The organism is Cohnella sp. OV330 (assembly GCF_900112065.1).
Classification (GTDB): domain Bacteria; phylum Bacillota; class Bacilli; order Paenibacillales; family Paenibacillaceae; genus Cohnella.
The window spans coordinates 98,314-117,491 of the sequence record NZ_FOKE01000004.1; the positions used below are offsets into that span (position 1 = coordinate 98,314).

Consider the following 19,178-nt stretch of genomic DNA (forward strand, 5'->3'; position numbering starts at 1 on the left):
CTCCCTGCTATCGTGAATTTGTGTAACTATCATAACATACGATGTCTCCCGGCGACTATCAGCCAAAAAACGACTGTTTTTTGACGACACCACGGAAGCGGCGCCTGCTTAAATCGCTACGGGCGCCTTGATCGCGGGATGATATTCGTAGCCTTCGAATACAAAATCTTCGAATTTGTAATCGAATATCGAATCCGGCTTGCGACGAATAACGAGCTTCGGCAATGGCAGCGGCTCGCGGGTGAGCTGCAGCTTCACCTGTTCGAGGTGATTGGCGTAGATATGCACGTCCCCGCCGGACCAGACGAACTCCCCGGCTTCGAGACCGCATTGCTGCGCCACCATGTGGGTGAGCAGCGCATAGGAGGCGATATTGAACGGCAAACCGAGGAACGTATCGACGGAGCGCATCGTGAGCATGCACGAGAGCTTGCCCTCGGCTACGTAAAACTGAAAAACGAAGTGGCACGGCGGCAGCTTCATCCGTTCGATCTCCGCGACGTTCCAGGCGCTGACGAGATGGCGGCGGGATTCGGGATTGCGCTTGATGGACTCGACGACCTGCGCGATCTGATCGACCGTACGCCCGTCGGGCGTCTCCCAGGCGCGCCACTGCGAGCCGTAGACGGGTCCGAGATCGCCGTTTTCGTCGGCCCATTCGTCCCAGATCGAGACGCCGTTTTCCTTCAAATAACGAATGTTGGTATCTCCGCTCAGGAACCAGAGCAGCTCGTGCACGACGCTTTTCAAATGGATCCGCTTCGTCGTGACGAGAGGGAAGCCTTCCTGCAGATCGAACCGGAGCTGCCTGCCGAATACGCTGATCGTGCCGGTGCCCGTTCGGTCTCCCTTCTCCGTGCCATGGTCCAAAATATCCTGTAAAAGGTCCAAATAATTACGCAAGAGACGTCTCACCTTTTCATTGTAACGTTATTTCCGATTGTATCATTTGTCCCGTCCATCTGTCGACGAGTACCGCCGGCCCCGCCGCAGCTGTCGCTGCTCGTAGCGATCGCGCGCGCTCTCGTGCAGCAGCCGCTCCTCCTCGGTCTCCGGGTAGACGCCGGGCACCGGAGCGGTTTTGCCGTCCGCGCCGAGCCCGACGAACGTGCTGAACGCGGTGACGGTCAGCCGCCGTTCGCCCGTGAACAAATCCTCCGCGCGAACGACGCAGTAAATCTCCATGGAGCTGCGATGCGTCCAGGTAACGCAGGCTTCGAGCTCGAACGCCTCGCCTACGCGAATCGGCGAGAGGAAGTCGAGGCTATCCTGCGAGACCGTCACGACGGGCATATGGCAATGGCGCATCGCGGCGATCGTCGCGATCTTGTCGATATACTGCATGAGCGTGCCGCCGAACATCGTGCCATGGTAATTCGTATCGCCTGGAAACAGCATCTCGGTCAGCACGGACCTGGACGCCGAGATCGGTTTGGATGAATCGGTCATCGTATGCATTTCCTCTTTTCTTCTGCTGCGCGCCGGCTCGAAGCGTCGCGTCTCGCGATGTCTTAAGTCCCTACATTATAACGCAAGATAACTACGCAAGATAACTACGCAAGATAACTACGCAAGTTAACGCGAGACGCTTCCGGCGTCAGGTACAAAAAAAGAAGGCAGCCGCGCGGGCTGCCTTATCTTCCGATTAGCGCAGCGAGCAACGCGAGAATCGAAGAGCGAACTCGCTTGAATCTGCCGCCGCTTAACGTTGAATCTCCGTAGCGTCCCGCGTCGTCGCGATGTCCGAGCTCCCGGTATTCGGCCAGCTTTTCGAGCGTGTATTGAATGTCCAACATGGGGGTTCCTCCTCCGCGTATCGCCAGGCCGCACGTTGCGGCCGGCACGCTTGTTCGTTGTCTCCATTATGCGTTGTCCAAAAGAGGATAAAAAGCGTATAATGCATATACTGGATTTCCTCTTTTACAGGAGATAAGCGGCAAAACCGCGGAGGGGTGAACGGGGATGCTGACGGCGGAACGATATTTGACCCTATTCGATCGTTTTGATGGCGGCCGCGCCTTGGGAGAGCCGGTTGAGGCTACGCTCGAGGAACTGGCCGAGACGCTGTATTGTACGACGCGCAACGCCAAGCTGGTGCTTAAGAAGCTCGAGGAGGACGGCCTCATCGACTGGCTGCCCGGCCGGGGCCGCGGCAATCGCTCCCATATCGCCTTCAAGGCGGAAAAGGAGCCGTTTTTGTTCGGCCTGGTTACGGCCAAAGCGGAGCACGGCGACTATCGCTTGTCGTTCGAGCTGATCTCGAGCTTCGGCAACGGCACCGACGTCAAGGCGAGATTTATCGATTGGCTGAATGTCAGGTTCGGCTATCAAAAGGAAACGGTTCGCGGGCGCACGGACTGCGACACGCTCCGGATCCCCGTCTACCGGCAAGTGCAGACGCTCGATCCCGGCTGCGCCAACTTCGCGTTCGACGGCCACCTGATGTACCATATTTACGATCGGCTCGTTACCTTCGACGAATCGCTAGGCCGGATCGTGCCGGGCATCGCGCATGCATGGAGCTCCGATCCGTCAGGCATGGAATGGACCTTTTACCTGCGAAAAGGCGTGCTCTTCCACGATGGGCGCGAGCTGACGAGCGAGGACGTCGTCTTCACGTTCGAGCGGCTTCGCCAGCCAGGGGTGCCGAACAGCTGGATGATGCGCAGCCTTTCGCGCGTCGAAGCGCTTGGGCCGCGCACCGTACGTTTCTCGCTCTCGCGGCCTAACCGCATTTTCGACCGATTCCTGTGCGCCGCCGCGGCCTCCATCCTGCCGCTCGACTTGTGCGGCCTAGGCGAAGCCTACTGGCGGCTGCCGGTCGGCACCGGCGCCTTTAGGCTCGTCACGCTGTCTCCCCACCGGATCGAGCTCAGCGCCAATACGGCTTATTATTCGGGACGCCCGTTTCTCGACGTCGTGGATATTGTCATTATGCCGGAGGATTGCCGGGAGCGGTCCACGATCGGGATGCCTTCGGTCATGCGCGCGCCGAACGGCGAGGACGAGGACGACGGCCTCGATCCGCCCATGGATTGGCAGGCGCTGGCCAGGCTTTGCAACGGATGCACGATGCTGACCTGGAACACGAACAAAGAGGGCTGGCAGCAAAACGACGCGTTCCGCACAGCCGTGCGCCATATGCTCGACCCGGTGGCGATGCAGGCCGACCTTGGCGGAGAACGCGCGCTGCCCGCCTATTGCATTCGCCCCGAAGACAGCTTGAAGTATATCGCCAAATCCGCCGGCGAACCGCAAATCCGGGAGGCTCTTCGCGCTTCGGGCTACGACGGCGAGACGCTGCGGCTGGTCGTGCACGAGAAATACGAGCCGGACGGAAAATGGATCGCCGCACGGCTCGAACGGTACGGGGTTCGCATCGACCTTTTCGTAGCCGATTGGAAGCAATCGGTCGATCCGGCCGTCGTCGCGAGCGGCGACTTCACCGTATCCGGCATCGTCCTGGCCGAGGACGAGGTATGCGAGATCGACCTCTACGAACACGAGGCCTGCATGACCAGCGCCTATCTGAACGCGACGCTGAAGGCTTGGATCGTCGAGCGGATCGATCGTGCGCTGGCCGCCTTCAGCGCCGAGGAGCGCCGCAGTCATATGCGCGAAATCGAAAACCGGCTCCGCGATGACTGCTACCTCGTATTTTTGCACCATCGCCGTCTGAGCACGCAAATGCATCCCTCCGTCAGAGGCGCCAGCTTCAGTCCGCAGGGGTGGATCGATTTTAAGCAGATTTGGCTGGAAAAGGTCGTATGATCGCGCGTCAACGCAAAAAGAGGAAAGCGTCCGAGAATTTCTCGGCGCTTTCCTCTTATATGTGGCAAAGCTTATTTTTTAGGCGCGATCGTGTGGATCGGGTGACCCATCGCGAGTTCGGCCGCGTCCATCGTGATCTCGCCCAGCGTCGGGTGAGCGTGGATGGTCAGGGCGATGTCTTCGATCGTGGCGCCCATCTCGATCGCGAGACCCAGCTCGGCGATCATGTTCGACGCTTCGACGCCGGCGATTTGCGCGCCGACGACAAGGCCCGTGTCGACCTCGGAGATCAGCTTCAGGAAGCCGTCGGCACCGCCCAGCGTGACCGCGCGGCCGTTGCCGCCGAACGGGAACTTGCTGGACTTGACGTTCAGGCCTTTATCCTTCGCTTCCTTCTCGGTGTAGCCGACGCTTGCGCATTCCGGATCGGAGAACGCAACTGCAGGGATGCACTTGTAGTCGACCTTGGAAGGCAGACCCGCGATCGCCTCGGCCGCGACCTTCGCTTCGTAAGAAGCTTTGTGCGCCAACGCCGCGCCGGGCACGATATCGCCGATCGCGAAGATATGCTTGATGTTCGTGCGGCATTGGTCGTCGACTTCGATCAGGCCGCGATCGGTCGTCTTGATGCCGATCAGGTCGAGGCCCAGCTCGCCGTCGGTGTTCGGACGGCGTCCGACGGTGACGAGCAGGTAGTCCGCGGTCACGGTCTTCTGTTCGCCGCCGACTTCGTACGTCACGGTGACGTCCTTGTCGGACTGCTCCGCGCCCTTGGCGAGCGCGCCGTTGACGATGTCGACCTTGTTCTTCTTCAGCTTCTTGACGACGAGGTTGCTCATGTCCTTGTCGAAGCCCGGCATGATCGTGTCGGCGCCCTCGAGGATCGTGATCTCGGTGCCGAACTTGGCGTACATCTGGCCGAGCTCGATGCCGATGTAGCCGCCGCCGATGATGACCATGCTCTTCGGCACTTCGGGCAGCGACAGCGCTTCGGTCGACGACAGGATGCGTCCGCCGAACGGGAAAGGCTTCAGCTCGATCGGGCGCGAGCCCGTCGCGATGATGCAGTTTTTAAAGCGATAACGAGGCGCCTCTTGGTCGTTGAACAGACGCGCTTCGTTTTCGTTGATGAACATGACTTCGCCTTGGAACATTTGAACCTTGTTTGCCTTAAGCAGCATCTCGACGCCGCTCGTCATCTTGTTGACGACGGAATCCTTGTATACTTGCACCTTGCCGAAGTCGACCTTGACGTTCTCGGCGGAAAGGCCGTACTCGTCGGCATGCAGCATCGATTCGTAGTGATGCGCGGAGTTGATCAGCGCCTTGGAAGGGATACAGCCGACGTTCAGACAGACTCCGCCGAACTTGCCCTTATCCGCGATGATGACCTTTTGGCCGAGCTGTGCCGCGCGGATGGCCGCGACGTATCCGCCGGGACCCGCGCCGATTACTAATGTGTCGATGTCCAGAGAAGCGTCTCCTACTACCATCGATTACACCTCCATGACAAGCAGCTCAGGATCGCTAAGCAGCTGTTTAATGTAGTTAACGAATTGTTGCGCGGTAGCGCCGTCGACGATGCGGTGGTCGAAGCTCAGGCTAAGCGCCATGACCGAAGCGGGTACGATCTCTCCGTTCTTAATGACCGGCTTCTGATCGATACGCCCGACGCCCAGGATCGCGGACTCGGGGAAGTTGATGACCGGCGTGAAGAACAGGCCGCCCGCCGAGCCGATATTGGTGATCGAGATCGTGCTGCCTCTCAGCTCGCCTGCGCCCAGCTTGCCGTCGCGGCCGCGGGTCGCCAGATCCTTGATTTCCTTGGCGATATTCCAAATGTTCTTGCGGTCGGCGTCGAAGACGACCGGCACGAGCAGACCGTTGTCCGTGTCGGTGGCGATGCCGATGTTGTAGTACTTTTTGAAGACGATCTCGTTCGCGGCTTCGTCGATCATCGCGTTCATGACCGGGAACTCGCGTACGGCGGCGACCAGCGCCTTGACGATGAACGGCAGGTACGTCAGCTTGACGCCCTTCTTCTCGGCGAACGCCTTGGAACGGTTGCGCAGCGCGACGAGCGCGGTGACGTCCACTTCGTCCATCAGCGTAACGTGCGGCGCCGTGTATACGGACTTGACCATCGCGTTCGCGATCGCCTTGCGGATGCCCTTGAACGGCACGCGCTCTTCGACGCCGGGGCCCGATTGCGCGGCGCGCGCTGCAGGCGCTGCGGCTTGTGCAGCAGCAGGCGCGGCGTCTGCGGACGGGGCTTCGCTCTTCGCAGGCGCTCCGCCTTCGGCGAAGCCGGCGACGTCCTCGCGGGTGATGCGGCCGTTCTTGCCGGTGCCGGATACGTCCGCGATGGCGACGCCCTTCTCGCGGGCGAACTTGCGCACGCTAGGCGTTGCCAGCACGAGCGCGGCGTCCTTGGCGGCAGGCGCAGGCGCAGCGGTTTCGGCAGGCTTGGCGGCCTCGCCGACGGTCTCTTGGGCCGGCGCTTGGGCAGGCTGACCCTTCAGGTCCGCGCCGCCTTGAGCGGATGCGACTTCGCCGCTATGGCCGGAAGGCTCGGCGCCGTGGCCGCCGTCCGCTTGCTCCGGCAACTCGCCTTCGGCATCGATAATGGCGACGACTTCGCCGACGCGCATCGTCTGACCGTCTTTGCCGAACACTTCAAGCACCTTGCCGTTGACCGGGCAAGGCACTTCCATGATGGCCTTGTCGTTTTGTACTTCCATCAAGATGTCTTCGTCGGTAACGGCTTGTCCGGCAGCGATGTGCATTTTGACGATCTCGCCCTCATGCAGACCTTCGCCGAGCTCCGGGAACCGGTATTCAAATCTAGCCATGCGCTATCCCTCCTTCACTTTAGAACTGAAGCGTTTGGTTGGCGGCCTTCACGATGCGTGCAGGCGTCGGCAGCCAGGCGTCCTCGATCAGCGCGAACGGATACACCGTATCCGGACCCGCGACGCGGAGAACCGGCGCCTCCAGGTGGAGAATCGCTTTTTCGTTGATCTGCGCGATGATCTCGGCGGCGGCGCCGGAAGTCTTCTGCGCTTCTTGAACGACGATCGCGCGGTTCGTCTTCTGGATCGACGCGACGATCGTATCGATGTCGAGCGGCACGAGCGTGCGCAAGTCGATGACCTCTGCGGATACGCCGTTTTTGGCCAGCTCGTCGGCTGCCTTGATCGCGGTGTGTACCATCAGGCCGTACGCGATGATCGTAATATCCTTACCCTCGCGAACGACGTTCGCCTTGCCGAGCGGAACCGTGTACTCGCCTTCGGGCACTTCGTCCTTGAACGCGCGGTACAGGTTCAAGTGCTCCATGAAAAAGACCGGATCGTTGTCCCGGATCGCGGAGATCATCAGGCCCTTGGCGTCCGCGGGATTCGAAGGCACGACGACCTTGATGCCCGGCGTCTGGATAGCCAGACCTTCGAGCGAGTCGGTGTGCAGCTCGGCCGCCTTGACGCCGCCGCCGAATGGCGTGCGGAAGACGATCGGCGCGTTGTAGCGGCCGCCGGAACGGTAGCGCAGGCGCGCGGCCTGCACGAACATCTGGTCGAGCGCCTCATAAATAAAGCCTACGAATTGAATCTCGGCGATCGGGCGGAAGCCTTGGGTCGCGAGACCGACAGCCAGGCCCCCGATCGCGGACTCGGCCAGCGGCGTATCGAATACGCGCTGCTCGCCGAATTCGGCTTGGAGACCCTCCGTCGCGCGGAAGACGCCGCCGACCTTGCCGACGTCTTCGCCGAAGAGCAGGACGCCGGGGTCGCGCTTCAGTTCGACGCGCAACGCGTCCTTGATCGCTTCAATCATGTTCATTTGCGCCATTGGATTTTGTTCTCTCCCATCTAGAGGATGACGGCCGCGATCATAGCGGCTGTACCATATATATTGAACGGACCGGCTTCAAGCTGGCCCGTACCGGGGGCGCCGGACGAAGAACCGTCCGCGCGCTGCCGCGGGTATCTGTTTAGAAATCGGCTTTTTGCTCTTCGAGATGCGGAGGCGTCGTCTCGAACATCGAGTCGATCAGCCCCGCGACCGTCATCTTCTCGGTCTGCTCGGCCTTCTTAATATGCTCGTTAACCGCAGCCTTGGCCTCTTCCTTAACGCGAGCCGTGTCCTCTTCCGACCACAGGCCCTTCGATTCAAGGTACTTGCCGAAGCGCACGAGCGGATCGCGAAGCGCCCACTCCTGCTCTTCTTCTTTCGTGCGGTACTTGGTCGCGTCGTCGGACATCGAGTGCGGGCGGAAGCGGTACGTGACGGCTTCGATCAGCGTCGCGCCGCCGCCTTCGCGGGCGATCTCGGCAGCTTCCTGCACGGCGGAGATGACCGCCAGCACGTCCATGCCGTCGATCTTCACGCCGCGGATGCCCGCCGCGAGCGCCTTGTGTGCGATCGACTGGGCGGCCGTCTGCTTGGCGAACGGCGTCGTGATCGCATAGCCGTTGTTTTGAACGAAGTAAATGACCGGCAGCTTGAACGAGCCGGCAAAGTTCATGCCTTCGTAGAAGTCGCCTTCGGAGGAGCCGCCGTCGCCGGTGTAGGTAATGGCGACGCGCTTTTCATTCTTCAGCTTGAAGCCCATGGCGACGCCGGTCGCGTGAAGAATCTGCGCGCCGATGATGATCTGCGGCATCAGCACGTTCACGCCTTCGGGAATCTGGCCGCCGTGCTGGTGACCGCGGGAATACAGGAACGCCTGATACAGCGGCAGGCCGTGCCAGACGAGCTGCGGCATATCGCGGTAGCCCGGGCAGACGAAGTCTTCCTTGGTCAAGGCGTATTCGCTGCCGACCATCGTGCCTTCCTGGCCGGAGACCGGCGCGTAGAAGCCCAGGCGGCCTTGACGGCCCAGGTTGACGGCGCGGTCGTCCCACGTGCGGGTAAATACCATGCGGTACATAATTTCCTTTAATTGCTCGTCGGTCAGGTTCGGCATCGCTGCCGCATTGACCACTTCGCCTTCGGGGGACAATACTTGAAGCGGCGTGACGTCTTCCGAATGCACAATATGCGCTGCTTGCTGCCCCGGCTTGGCCGGTGCGTCCAAAGATCCTTTGCTCATCGTTACATCTCCTCGTCATGAATTGTGGAAGAGGGGTTTCTGTTATAGAATTATTATATAGCTGCCCTAGTGGTTTGGTCAAAGCAAAAAAGGCATATTTATTGATTTCTTCGCCGTTGAAAGCGCAATATGTTTCTAGTACAGTTTCAAATTTGTTGTATAACACATTAATACAAATCCCGATCGGCCGTCCTTAAAATGGCAAGCGCGGCAACGAACATTCCTATGTTTTGCCCATGCCGGGGCGCTGTCATACCCGAATCGGGCCCGAGAAAGGAACGATGATCTATGTCCGATACGCCTGTCCGCAGAACCGTCGTCAAGCACACGGTTCCCAGCAATTACCTGCAAGCCGGCGAACGCGCGGTCCGCTTCTATTTACCCCCCGGGTACCAGGAGTGGCTCAGCTATCCGGTCGTTTATTGCCAGGACGGAGAAGATTTTTTCAATTTCGGCAGAATCGCCACGATCTCCCATGGCCTCATACTTGAAGAGAGCTGGGAGCCTTTCATCATCGCGGCCGTCGACGTCGACAAATCGGTCCGAACCGAGGAGTATTTGCCGGGCAGCGAGCGGCACGAAGCGTATTTGAATTTCTGGGTCGACGAGCTCGTTCCCTTTGTCGAGAAAACGTTCGCCGCCCGCCCTTCCGCGGACGCCCGCCTGCTCGCCGGCGACTCGCTAGGAGCTACCGTGTCTTTGTCGATCGCCCTTCGGCGTCCGGACCTGTTCAATCGGCTCCTCTCGCTGTCCGGCGCGTACTACGGCGCTTCGATCGCGCAGATGAAGGAAGCCGGCGACCTGTCCTGGCTCTCCGCCTGGATGACCGTAGGTCTGCAGGAGACCGCCTATGAGACCGAGCGCGGCGTTCATAACTTCGTCGAGCTGAACCGGGCGGCCAAGCGGATCCTCGAGAACAAGGGCGCATTCGTCGATTACCGGGAAAAGGACGGCGAGCACAAGTGGGGCTTTTGGCAGAAGGAGCTGCCGGAAGCGCTCGGCGCGTTTCTCGGGCCGAAGGCGCATATGTAACGAAAAAAGCAGTCGGACAAGTCATGGATAACTTGACTTCGCCGGCTGCTTTTTTAATACCCTTTTAATAACCCTGCCTTAATACCGAAAGGAGTGACCGTGTTGAAGTCTTATCGTTACCGCAGTTTGAGTCTGACTGCAATCGTTGCGCTCATTCTCGCTACAGTATTATTTTATGGCCAGTCTTTTATAAGCAACAGAACGAATTCCGGTCGTGATGAGGCTATAGCGACCAATATTGATGTCGCTATACTAAATGCGCCTATCGTTATTACAGGAAGAGTCGTTGATGGAGTTGCAGTCTCAGGAACAAATTATCGTATCCTTGTATCAAAAGCGTTAAAAGGAGATTTAGCGGTTGGCAGCGAAATTAGCGTCGCGGTAAGCGGCGGTAGTCTCGGAAAAGTAAAAGCCCCTTTGCTGGCAACGTTGGTTGTCGGCGAGGAATATATTTTTACCCTTGCGCAAAGCGGCGAGGCGGTCCGAATTACTATGGAATTATCGAACCCTTTATTTTTCAGTTAAAAGCGGGTCGCATTGTTGCCGTGAGCAACGTTGAGAAATACAAAAACGCATTTCAAGAAACTGAGATGAGCGAAGAAGCGTTTTATCGTAAATTTAAGTAAATAAACGATGCCGAGACAAGATGTCTCGGCATCGTTCATTTACGCCTCACCCAAGATTCGTTTTAACCTTGCCGCTTTCCAGCAAATGCGCGAGCAATCTGTCGCTCGCTTCGCTAATTAACGCGTACGTTTCTTCGAAGTCGCCGGTGTAGTAGGGATCCGGCACATCCGCCAAACGCGCGCCGGGCACGAACGAAAGGAAGCGCACGATCTCTGCCTTCGCTTCTATACCGAGCGCCTCGCGAATGGCCTTCACGTTGCTCTCGTCCATCGCGACGAGCAGATCGAATCGCTCTCCGTCATCGGCCCGAATGCCGCGCGCCAGCATGCCTTCATAAGAGATGCCTTGACCGTCCAAGATGCGGCGGGTGCCTTCGTGCGGCGGTTTGCCTAGGTGCCAATCCCCGGTGCCGCAGGAGTCGATCTCGATCGATCCCGTAAGTCCCGCTTTCTCTACCCGGTCCCGGAATACTGCTTCGGCCATCGGCGAGCGGCAAATGTTGCCCAGGCAAACGAACAATACGCGATACATGCTTACAATCCCTTCCCTTCTTCTGCAGCCGACCCGTCATATCTGCCGTATGCATGCAGCTTCCTGCGCGGCAGCCGCCATTTATAATGAACCGACAGCATCCGCATCGTTACGGTCGCCGCGAAAAGCGCAAGCAGCGTCCAAGCGACCCGCATCGGCCCGATCCCGACGGCCAGTCCCGCGAGCAGCGCCCACACCGCATAGATCTCGTCGCGGAGCACGAGCGGCTTGCGGCCGGCCATAATATCGCGAATCATCCCGCCGCCGATGCCGGTCATCATCGCGGCGACCATGACGGCGCTGACGGGCAGACCGGCCTCCACGGCGTACAGCGCCCCTTGAATCGCGAACGCTGCCAATCCGATGGCGTCGAAAAACGCCTCGCTTCTTTTCCAATGATAAATCCATGCGGTCGGGAGCACGAACACGATCACGATCGAAAATACCGCCGTCTTCAAAAGCAGACCTTGGCTCCAGAGCGTCGTGACGGGCACGCCGATGAGCAGATTGCGCACGACCCCGCCGCCGAACGCGGTCACGAGTCCTAGCACGAACACCCCCAGCATGTCGTAATGCTCCTCCATCGCGACGATCGCGCCGCTCACGGCGAAGGCGATGGTGCCTATAATGCTGAACCATTCAAATACGTCCAAAGTCAAAACGATAACCCCCGGCCGTTTCTCTAGTCGAGGCGGCGCCCTGCATGCGAAGTCCGCGAACCGCCTCATATATTGTATCGGCAACCGCGTGCGGGCCGCAACGGAGAATTTGAACCAAAAACAAGGGGCCGTCCATCGCATCTCGTCGCTTCTGCCATTATACTGAATAAAGACGCGGCCCCAGCCGCAAATGACCAGCAGGAGGAAACAGCCTTGCCACAGCAACCTTCGACCCGGCGCGCCGTCATCTATACGGGAGGCAGCCTTGGACCTTGGAGCCTCGCGCTCGCGCAGCCGGGCGACTATCTCATCGGCGCGGACAAAGGCGCCTTTTATCTCATACAGAACGGAATCGCGCCTCACCTGGCGCTCGGCGACTTCGATTCGGTGGATGCGGATGCGCTTGCGCGGATTCGCGCCGAAGCGAAGGAGACGGCCGAGTACGACGCGGTGGACAAGGATTGGTCCGACACCGAGCTCGCGCTCCGGGAAGCGCTGGCGCGAGGTTACCGGGACATCGTCATCGCCGGCGGACTCGGCACCCGGTTCGACCACAGCCTGGCCAACGTCCAGCTGCTCGCCGTCGCGAACGAAGCCGGCGCCGAGGCTTTGCTCGTGGACGCGCACAACGAGATTCGCCTGCTGACCGCAGGCAGCCGTCTGCAGGCAGACCACCGCTATCCCTACGTGTCCCTGCTCCCGCTGACTTCGGAGGTGACGGGCGTTACACTTACCGGCTTTGCCTATCCGCTGCAGGACGCCACGCTGCGCCAAGGCATGTCGCTCGGCGTCAGCAACTTGCTGTCTGCAGAAGAAGGCTTCATCTCGCTGCGCAGCGGCTCGCTGCTCGTCATTCGCAGCAGAGACTGAATCCTGCGCAAACGGGCCGACCGGGCGCATTGCCTCATGCAGTATTCGCGAAGGGGCTAGATTACGAGTCGATCCGCATCAGCATTTCTTCAAGCAGCCGCACGCGGGCCAGCGACGCCCTTAGAAGACCAAGGCCGATGTCCGGGTAAAGCCGGACGAGCCGGGTTAGCGCCTCCCGCTGCAAGCCGAGCGCACGCACGTCGCCGAGCAGCGCGTGAGCCGATACCGTCGACGCCGATTCGTCCAGCGCCGACGTGGCGCCGCACACTTCGCCCGCCCCCAGCACGCCAAGCGTCGCTTCGAGTCCCGCCGCAGTGACGCTCGTCAATTCCACGTTGCCGTCCACGATGACATAGAGCGCGTCGCTGGTCGAACCCCGAAGCAGCAGCGCCTCGCCGTCCTCGAATACGCGCTCCGATGCGATGCCGGCGATGAGGCCGAGCTCCTCTAGCGTCAAATCCGCGAAAAACGGCACGTTTTTCAAATATATGACTTTGCCGAGCCTGCCGAGCGCCCCTTGCGCTTCCACTTGACCGCCACGCTCCCTTCCCGCTTCCGCCGCCATCTCCGGCCACCAATCGTCCGCCGAACGCGACGCATGTTCAAGCGCTGTCCGCGCCTCCTCTATCGTCGCGGACAGCCGTCCCCGATCGTCATAGTCCGTTTGAAGCACGACTGAGAGCCGCTGCGCCAGCCGCCGGTCTCCGGCGCCTTCGGCGAGCACCTCCAGCCCGCTGCTCTTCGTCTCGTCGTCGGCGTCCGCCAGCGCTCGCCTGATCGAAGCGACGACCTGCTCGTCGGTCAGTCGCACGAGCAAAGACCAGACGCCTTCGAGGATCCGCTGGCGCTGTCCGTTGAAACGAAGCGCCGCAAGCTCGGCAAGCTCTTCCCTGCCGACCGCGCGAAAGGCGGACGCATAGCCCGCTACCTTGTCCAGTCCGCCCATCCGCCGCAGCGCCTCGTCCGTCAGCCTCCCTCGGATGTCGTCCTCGGGCAGCAGCACGGCTAGCGCGCCGATCGCGACGCGCCAAATCTGCGCATGCGCGCCAGGCAAGGCTGAGAGCAGCGGCTCAATCGACAGGTGGCCCATATCGATCAACGCTTGCTCCGTGACTCGCATCAGCTCTTGGTCCCCCGCCGGCAGGCGCTCCAGCAGCTGCGGGACGACATGCGCCGCGCCGAGCTTGCCGAGGCATGACGTCGCCGCGAGCCGAACGGATGGATGCGTGTCCTGCAGCAGCCGCTCGACCGATTCCCCGAATCGCTCCAGCCGAAGCTCCGCCACGACGCCGCACACATGGGCGGCGGGTTCGCCGCCCTGCCCGAGCAGCCGCTCGATCGCCTCGAAGCAAGCTTCGTAGCTCGATTCGCTTTCCAGCGCATACATCGCCTTGACCGCCTCTGCGACGACCGCGGGATGCGGATCCAGCAGCTTCATCCGCAAAAAGAAAAACGCCTGCGAAGACAAGTGCTTCATCTGCGCCATCTGCCTGACGCCCTCCGCCCGCACGGCCGGATCCTCGTCCTCCAGCACGGCGCCAATCCGCACGAGCGCCTGAAGATCGGCGCCCGTCAGCTTCATCGCCCGCAGCGCCGCCGTCCGCACGCCGGGACTCTCGTCGCCCAGCAGCTCGAGCAGCTCCGGCACATATCGTTCGTCCTGCGTACGCCCGACGATGTCCGCGGCGATCTGCCGCACGCCTTCCTGCTCGTCCCGAAGCAGCGTCAGCACGGCGCCCATCGCCTTCGTATTGCTGAAAAACTCGCGGTACGAGTCCATCAGTTCCCGGTCGTCCAGCCCGAGCGTCTGGACGCCTCTCACCAGCTCTCGCATATAAAGACGCCGCACCGTCCAGGCGAGCGCCGTCAACAGCAGCGCGGCGCCGGCCCCGACCGCCGCCAATATCGGAAAACTGAAACCCGCCGCCTTATGCAGCGACTGCAGCCCCGCGCCGAGCAAAATGCCGAAAAAGGATGCCAGCCCCTGCGCCGCATACCGGTAGCCGTCCCGGTGCTGCATCGGCAGCGTCTTGTAAAACAGCTGGTAAGACGGCTCCGCCGAGTAAAAGATTAAGACGTTCGTAAGCATATACGCGCCGGCAGCGGCCGTCACGGCCGCCGTCTCGCTCCCGAGCAGCACGGCCGACAAGCCGAAAGCCGCCGCGTAAGCCGCCGCGATCGCCACGAGCATCCCGCTCGCGCCGAACCAGGCGACGAGCTTGCCCGACACGAGCTGGACGGCAAACGCCAGCAAAAAGAGCAGCGTCGACACGATGCCGAACATGCGCGCGAACTGCTGCTCGTCCGGATAAGACGCGTGCGCCGTATTCAAAAACAGAAACTCCGCCAAGTAGTAAAGCGCGGGCATCAACGTCATGAGCCCCATGACGCCGAGCAAGAAAGGGGAACGGAACGTGCGTTTCATATAAATGAACGAAGACGCGCCCTCGTCCTCCGCGGCGGCCTGTGCCTTCAGGGCGAGCGGCACCAAATATTGCACGATCGCCTTGCGGTAGTTGAACGAAGCCGCAATCAGAAGCAGGGGACCCAAGCCGTATACCCATTCAGCGCCGAGCGGGCTGAGCATCTGCGTGGCGAGACCGCCGGCCGCGCCGCCAAGCGTCGCGCCGGAGACAAAAAGCGGCATAAGCCGCTTCGCCTGCTGCGTCGGGCACACATCGACGGCCAGGCTCCACAGCAGCACCGTCTGCTGGCGCACGACAAAGCTCGAAGTGAGGAACAAAACCGGATAAAACCAGCGCGCGTCCAGATCCGCCAGCTTCAGCGCTGCCAGAACGCCCGTATCCGCAAGCAAAATCGCCGTCATGACGGCGTACATCGTTTTCATCAAAGCCGGCTTGGACAGCTTCATGGCCAGCCAGCTCATGAACCACGCCTCAAGCGGCAATATGAAGGCTTCAGCCGTGTACAAGTAGGGCAAATATTCGCTGCCGAACCGTTGGCTGAACAAGGTAATGAAGCCGTTGTAAGTAAGCGCTTCGGCGATGCCGCAAATTAGAAATATGGGGGTCATCAACCGCAGCTTGCGCCGGTCCTCCGCACGAACGCCCAATCTGCCGAGGGCTTGCGCCATATTCATGACTGTCACTTCTTTCTACTGTTGCATCTCCGAACGGCCGGGCTTGCGCAGATCCAGATAATAGATCAACCGGTCCTCGCCGTCAAAGTAATAATCCGGCAAGCGGCCGTTCATCGTGAAGCCCAAACGTTCGAACAAGCGCCTCACGCCCGCGTATACAGGCAAATCGCAAGTATAGGTTACCAAATATCGGGCCCCTTGCTCGCGCAAATATTCTAGCATGGCTCCCGCGAGGCGCAAGGCCGCGCCGCCGCGACGGTAATCTCTTCGCACGACGAGATAATCCCACGTATAACCGCCCGTGCGCTGCTCGTTCGGCGCGGCGCCCGTGACGGCGACGACCTCGCCGGCGCTGTCCGTCATGTACCAGTAGATCGTCTTGCCCTCCAGCGCCAAATAAGGCAGCGTTCGGAAATGCTCCTCTTCGCCGGGCGTAGGGCGCTCGTCATCGAACGCCTGCGGCGAAATAAGAAAAGCGACGACCGCGTCCGCAGCCTCGCGCGAATCGATGCGGCGCACGACCGACTCCACTATAGCCAATTTTGAAACCTCCGCTTCTCGGCTCCGTCGATGCTTGACCTGACGATCCGCCAGGCGTCAAGCGCCAACGTCGCGTCAGACCGCCAGCGTGCCGTTCCAGCCGGCGCCCGCGCCCTTCTGATAATATTCGTCGCACAAGTAGAAGTAGAGCTTGGCGGCTCTGTCCATCCGGTTTTGCTTGATCACTTCGACAAACGTCTCGCGGGCGTCGTAGAAACGTCCCGCCTGGCACAAAGCCAAACCGCGCTCGAACAGCGCCTTCGTGCGCTCCTTGGCCGCCCGCTGCTGCTCGGGGTCGCCTTCGTACACGTCGATCAGCTCCATCGCCTCGTCGCTGCTCTCGAGCCTGATCCGGCCGAGCGAGCGATGCATGAACCGCTCCGGCGACCGCAGCTGCTCGTAATAGTCGCGCGTGACGACGATGCAGCAGCCCACGATCTCCGAGATCTGCTCGAGCATCGTCGTGCGCTGGACGTCGTCGGAGATGACATTGCCTTCCCAGCGCCGCTCCTCGCCGATGATGCCGAGCATGAGCGGCCCCTTGTGAATCGCGATGCCGATGTCGACCGTCGCGTAGCCGGAGCTGCGCCGGTGCTGATTGTACTCCGACAGCTCGCGGCGGATCGCCACGGCCGCCTGGATCGCCTCCTCCGCATAGCCAGGGAACAGCGCCATAAAGCCTGCGCCCAAATATTTGCTGATGAGCCCGTCCTCCTGCCGCACGATCGGTCCGAAGCGCCGGAGGAATGAGTTCATGAAATCGAAGTTTTCCTTCGGGCTCAGCGTCTTCGACAGCTGCCGGAACTCTCGCAGGTTGGCGACCATGACCGCCATGTTTTTCTGAATCTGGTCTCCGAGCCGGATGTCGAGAATGCCCTTTTTGCCGAGCGAGTGGAAAAATTGCTGCGGCACGAACCGGTACGACGCCTCGCTGAACGACGTAATGTCGGCAATATGCTGCCTTATGTAACGCGCCATCCGGTTGAACTGCACGCCGAGATCTCCGACTTCGTCGCGGTTGCGCAGCTTGACCTCGACGTCCCAGTCGCCGTTCGCCATCGCCATGACGCTGCGTCTCAGCTTGCGGATCGGCGACAGCAGCACGAACGTGACGATCACGATGAGCACCACGAGGCCAGCCGTTATCATCAATATATTTTCGATAATATTGTAATAAATCTTCCGGTTCTCGCGGTGAAGCACGCTAAGGTCGCGCCCGGTCTCGTAAACGCCGACGATTTTTCCGGCGCTGTCGTAGACCGGGCCGATGGCGTACAGCCACTTGCCCTCCGCGTCCTCCCACTGGCCTGTTCGGACGACGCCTTGATTTAGCACGGCTTCGTTTTCCTCGCTCTTTTCGAACGGCTTGAACATATTGACGCCGTCGTCGTCGTCCATGACGATATAAATCTGGCCCTCTTCATATTTGTACAACGTGCTGTACAAGCCTTGCCGCTGCTCGCTGTCCTCGCCTTCGAACAGGAAGTTCATTTTGGCGCGGATGGCCATGTAATCTTCATTGCGGTAATCGGAGGGCGACTGCAGCCGCGCGAGCCGGTCGCCGTCGATCAAATTCTGCCCGTTGCGCGCGAGCAGCGCGAGCTCGCGCTGCATCTGCGTCTCCATCCGCGCGGAAAAGCTGTTATAAATGAAGTTCGAGAGGAGAATCATCGCGATCAAGATGGCGGGCACGGTGGCAAGCACCTGCTTGATAAAAAGAGACGTGCGCCGTTCGAGTACGTGAATATGGAAAAAACGGACGGAAAACACGAGCAGCAGCAAGCCCAGCCAAAAGACGGCCCAAAGCAGGCGCTGGTTCCAAAGCGTCTTGCTGTCGAAGACGACCTTGGAGACTTGGCCTGCCGGCGAGAAGTCGGCGGACAGCAGCAAAATCCGATCGTTCAGCACGACCGCAAAGCCGGTCGGCGTCTGTTTGACATCCATAATCTCGTAGCTGTCCAGCCCCGGCGCGATGCGCTGCAGCGCGGCATCGTCCAGTACCGTCTTGGTCTGATCGGGGGCGAGCGGGTCCAGCGTCGTGACCGCATTCACGAGCCGGTCTACGAACATAAGGGATCCGTCGGTCCGGAGCGTCGGCAGCTCGGGGAAATTTTTCGAGGTGTTTGCGTTTGTCGTGCTCGGATACAGCTTGGCGCTGACGCCTTCAGGGGATACCTGATAAATGCTCCCCCTGCGCGTCGTATAGTAGATTTGTCCGGGCTCCGTGCCCGTAATCTCGGACAAATAGCGATCCTTGGGAAGCGTGAACGCGAATACGTTCTCCGGCGATCCTTCAGGCAAGCCGATCCGCTTCAACTGCAGCTTGTCGGCATCCGCCTCGTAAAAATACAGGGAGCCGCCCGACAGCTGCAAGCCTTTGATCTGTCCGATCCGCTTGCTCGTGCCGTCCCCTTTTCGCTCGTAAAGCACCTGGCCGCCGCTGCCGCTGCGGTCGTAACGGACGATGCGCTCGCTCTGCACGTAGAGGCCGTACGAATCGAGCACCGTCGCAAGCGCATAAATGCGGCCGTCGGCGTCCGCGACCGCTTCGTTGAAGTCGACCCGCGCCCCGCGTTCGGCCGCCGCAAAGGACATCTGCCCGATGAGCGTCCCGTCCGCGCCCAGCCGTTTGATCTTTTGCTTGGAATCGCTCACCACGGCAAGCGAGCCGTCCCCGCCGGCAGAGGCCTGCGATAAATTAAGCAGGTTCTCGGACGTTTTCCAAGGCGCTTCGCTCCGGTCCCCGCGCTCTGCGAGCACGAAGCCTGACCAACCGGACATCGCCAGCGAAACCAACAACAGCAGTACAGCAAGTTTTTTCATCGAAAATCGGCGCCCGCCTTTGTGTGCGACTGTTCTTATTTAATAGGAATTCACGAATGATTCTTTCTATTTTTATCGTACTACAAGTTCTTCCTTAATTCACCCCCTTGCAACTCAAAATGACAGATTTCGA

At 60.3% G+C, this 19,178-nt stretch carries 16 protein-coding genes; 4 read left to right on the forward strand and 12 right to left on the reverse strand.

Features of this window, described 5'->3' with window-relative positions; translation table 11 throughout:
- Positions 1-108: 108 nt before the first annotated feature.
- The 3 genes from thyA to BM235_RS32020 form a co-directional block, all read right to left on the reverse strand.
- A complete protein-coding gene (thyA, locus tag BM235_RS10395; RefSeq protein WP_090112486.1) occupies positions 109-903 on the reverse strand; it encodes a thymidylate synthase in 795 nt (264 codons plus the stop codon).
- Positions 904-945: 42 nt separating this feature from the next.
- Positions 946-1,449 (reverse strand): acyl-CoA thioesterase, encoded by a 504-nt coding sequence (locus BM235_RS10400; RefSeq protein ID WP_090113512.1) that lies wholly within the window; start codon positions 1,447-1,449, stop codon positions 946-948.
- Between the two features lie 185 nt (positions 1,450-1,634).
- Positions 1,635-1,796, reverse strand: coding sequence for a hypothetical protein (locus BM235_RS32020; RefSeq protein WP_158543746.1), 162 nt, complete (start codon positions 1,794-1,796; stop codon positions 1,635-1,637).
- A 166-nt stretch (positions 1,797-1,962) separates the two neighbouring features.
- On the opposite strand from BM235_RS32020, the gene BM235_RS10405 reads away from it, so the two are divergent.
- Positions 1,963-3,771, forward strand: a complete 1,809-nt coding sequence (locus BM235_RS10405; protein WP_090112488.1) for an SgrR family transcriptional regulator — start codon at positions 1,963-1,965, stop codon at positions 3,769-3,771.
- A 71-nt stretch (positions 3,772-3,842) separates the two neighbouring features.
- Here the strand turns inward: BM235_RS10405 and lpdA are convergent, their stop codons facing one another.
- The 4 genes from lpdA to pdhA form a co-directional block, all read right to left on the reverse strand.
- Positions 3,843-5,264: a dihydrolipoyl dehydrogenase gene (gene lpdA / locus BM235_RS10410; RefSeq protein WP_090112490.1), complete on the reverse strand. Its 1,422-nt coding sequence runs from the start codon at positions 5,262-5,264 to the stop codon at positions 3,843-3,845.
- Between the two features lie 3 nt (positions 5,265-5,267).
- Positions 5,268-6,623, reverse strand: coding sequence for a dihydrolipoamide acetyltransferase family protein (locus tag BM235_RS10415; RefSeq protein WP_090112492.1), 1,356 nt, complete (start codon positions 6,621-6,623; stop codon positions 5,268-5,270).
- Positions 6,624-6,642: 19 nt separating this feature from the next.
- The gene (locus tag BM235_RS10420) at positions 6,643-7,620 is read right to left on the reverse strand and encodes an alpha-ketoacid dehydrogenase subunit beta (RefSeq protein ID WP_090112494.1); all 978 of its coding nucleotides are present in this window, start codon (positions 7,618-7,620) and stop codon (positions 6,643-6,645) included.
- Between the two features lie 142 nt (positions 7,621-7,762).
- Positions 7,763-8,863: a pyruvate dehydrogenase (acetyl-transferring) E1 component subunit alpha gene (gene pdhA, locus BM235_RS10425; protein ID WP_090112496.1), complete on the reverse strand. Its 1,101-nt coding sequence runs from the start codon at positions 8,861-8,863 to the stop codon at positions 7,763-7,765.
- A gap of 288 nt (positions 8,864-9,151) precedes the next feature.
- On the opposite strand from pdhA, the gene BM235_RS10430 reads away from it, so the two are divergent.
- Together BM235_RS10430 and BM235_RS31645 are read left to right on the forward strand one after the other, a co-directional pair.
- A complete protein-coding gene (locus BM235_RS10430) occupies positions 9,152-9,895 on the forward strand; it encodes an alpha/beta hydrolase (RefSeq protein ID WP_090112498.1) in 744 nt (247 codons plus the stop codon).
- A 102-nt stretch (positions 9,896-9,997) separates the two neighbouring features.
- Positions 9,998-10,420: a hypothetical protein gene (locus tag BM235_RS31645; RefSeq protein ID WP_143106666.1), complete on the forward strand. Its 423-nt coding sequence runs from the start codon at positions 9,998-10,000 to the stop codon at positions 10,418-10,420.
- A gap of 147 nt (positions 10,421-10,567) precedes the next feature.
- Here BM235_RS31645 and BM235_RS10435 read toward each other — a convergent pair whose 3' ends face one another.
- Positions 10,568-11,053 carry a low molecular weight protein-tyrosine-phosphatase gene (locus BM235_RS10435; protein WP_090112500.1) on the reverse strand — a complete coding sequence of 162 codons (486 nt, stop codon included), beginning with the start codon at positions 11,051-11,053 and terminating at the stop codon, positions 10,568-10,570.
- A gap of 2 nt (positions 11,054-11,055) precedes the next feature.
- Positions 11,056-11,706, reverse strand: coding sequence for a trimeric intracellular cation channel family protein (locus BM235_RS10440; RefSeq protein ID WP_177244228.1), 651 nt, complete (start codon positions 11,704-11,706; stop codon positions 11,056-11,058).
- 219 nt (positions 11,707-11,925) lie between these two features.
- On the opposite strand from BM235_RS10440, the gene BM235_RS10445 reads away from it, so the two are divergent.
- Positions 11,926-12,582 carry a thiamine diphosphokinase gene (locus BM235_RS10445; RefSeq protein ID WP_090112503.1) on the forward strand — a complete coding sequence of 219 codons (657 nt, stop codon included), beginning with the start codon at positions 11,926-11,928 and terminating at the stop codon, positions 12,580-12,582.
- 61 nt (positions 12,583-12,643) lie between these two features.
- Here the strand turns inward: BM235_RS10445 and BM235_RS10450 are convergent, their stop codons facing one another.
- From BM235_RS10450 to BM235_RS10460, 3 genes are all read right to left on the reverse strand, one after another.
- The gene (locus BM235_RS10450; protein WP_090112504.1) at positions 12,644-15,682 is read right to left on the reverse strand and encodes a HEAT repeat domain-containing protein; all 3,039 of its coding nucleotides are present in this window, start codon (positions 15,680-15,682) and stop codon (positions 12,644-12,646) included.
- 15 nt (positions 15,683-15,697) lie between these two features.
- Entirely contained in the window at positions 15,698-16,213 is a 516-nt protein-coding gene (locus BM235_RS10455) for a GNAT family N-acetyltransferase (protein WP_255374349.1), read from the reverse strand.
- Between the two features lie 84 nt (positions 16,214-16,297).
- On the reverse strand, positions 16,298-19,045 hold the full coding sequence (locus tag BM235_RS10460; protein WP_090112516.1) for a HAMP domain-containing protein: 2,748 nt from the start codon (positions 19,043-19,045) through the stop codon (positions 16,298-16,300).
- Positions 19,046-19,178: the final 133 nt, after the last annotated feature.

Bases quoted from the DNA above. Each gene is read 5' to 3' on its own strand.
- BM235_RS10400 (WP_090113512.1), bottom strand. From the start codon at position 1,449: ATGACCGATTCATCCAAACCGATCTCGGCGTCCAGGTCCGTGCTGACC.
- BM235_RS32020 (WP_158543746.1), bottom strand. From the start codon at position 1,796: ATGTTGGACATTCAATACACGCTCGAAAAGCTGGCCGAATACCGGGAG.
- BM235_RS10405 (WP_090112488.1), top strand. From the start codon at position 1,963: ATGCTGACGGCGGAACGATATTTGACCCTATTCGATCGTTTTGATGGC.
- lpdA (WP_090112490.1), bottom strand. From the start codon at position 5,264: ATGGTAGTAGGAGACGCTTCTCTGGACATCGACACATTAGTAATCGGC.
- BM235_RS10415 (WP_090112492.1), bottom strand. From the start codon at position 6,623: ATGGCTAGATTTGAATACCGGTTCCCGGAGCTCGGCGAAGGTCTGCAT.
- BM235_RS10420 (WP_090112494.1), bottom strand. From the start codon at position 7,620: ATGGCGCAAATGAACATGATTGAAGCGATCAAGGACGCGTTGCGCGTC.
- pdhA (WP_090112496.1), bottom strand. From the start codon at position 8,863: ATGAGCAAAGGATCTTTGGACGCACCGGCCAAGCCGGGGCAGCAAGCA.
- BM235_RS10430 (WP_090112498.1), top strand. From the start codon at position 9,152: ATGTCCGATACGCCTGTCCGCAGAACCGTCGTCAAGCACACGGTTCCC.
- BM235_RS10435 (WP_090112500.1), bottom strand. From the start codon at position 11,053: ATGTATCGCGTATTGTTCGTTTGCCTGGGCAACATTTGCCGCTCGCCG.
- BM235_RS10450 (WP_090112504.1), bottom strand. From the start codon at position 15,682: ATGAATATGGCGCAAGCCCTCGGCAGATTGGGCGTTCGTGCGGAGGAC.
- BM235_RS10460 (WP_090112516.1), bottom strand. From the start codon at position 19,045: ATGAAAAAACTTGCTGTACTGCTGTTGTTGGTTTCGCTGGCGATGTCC.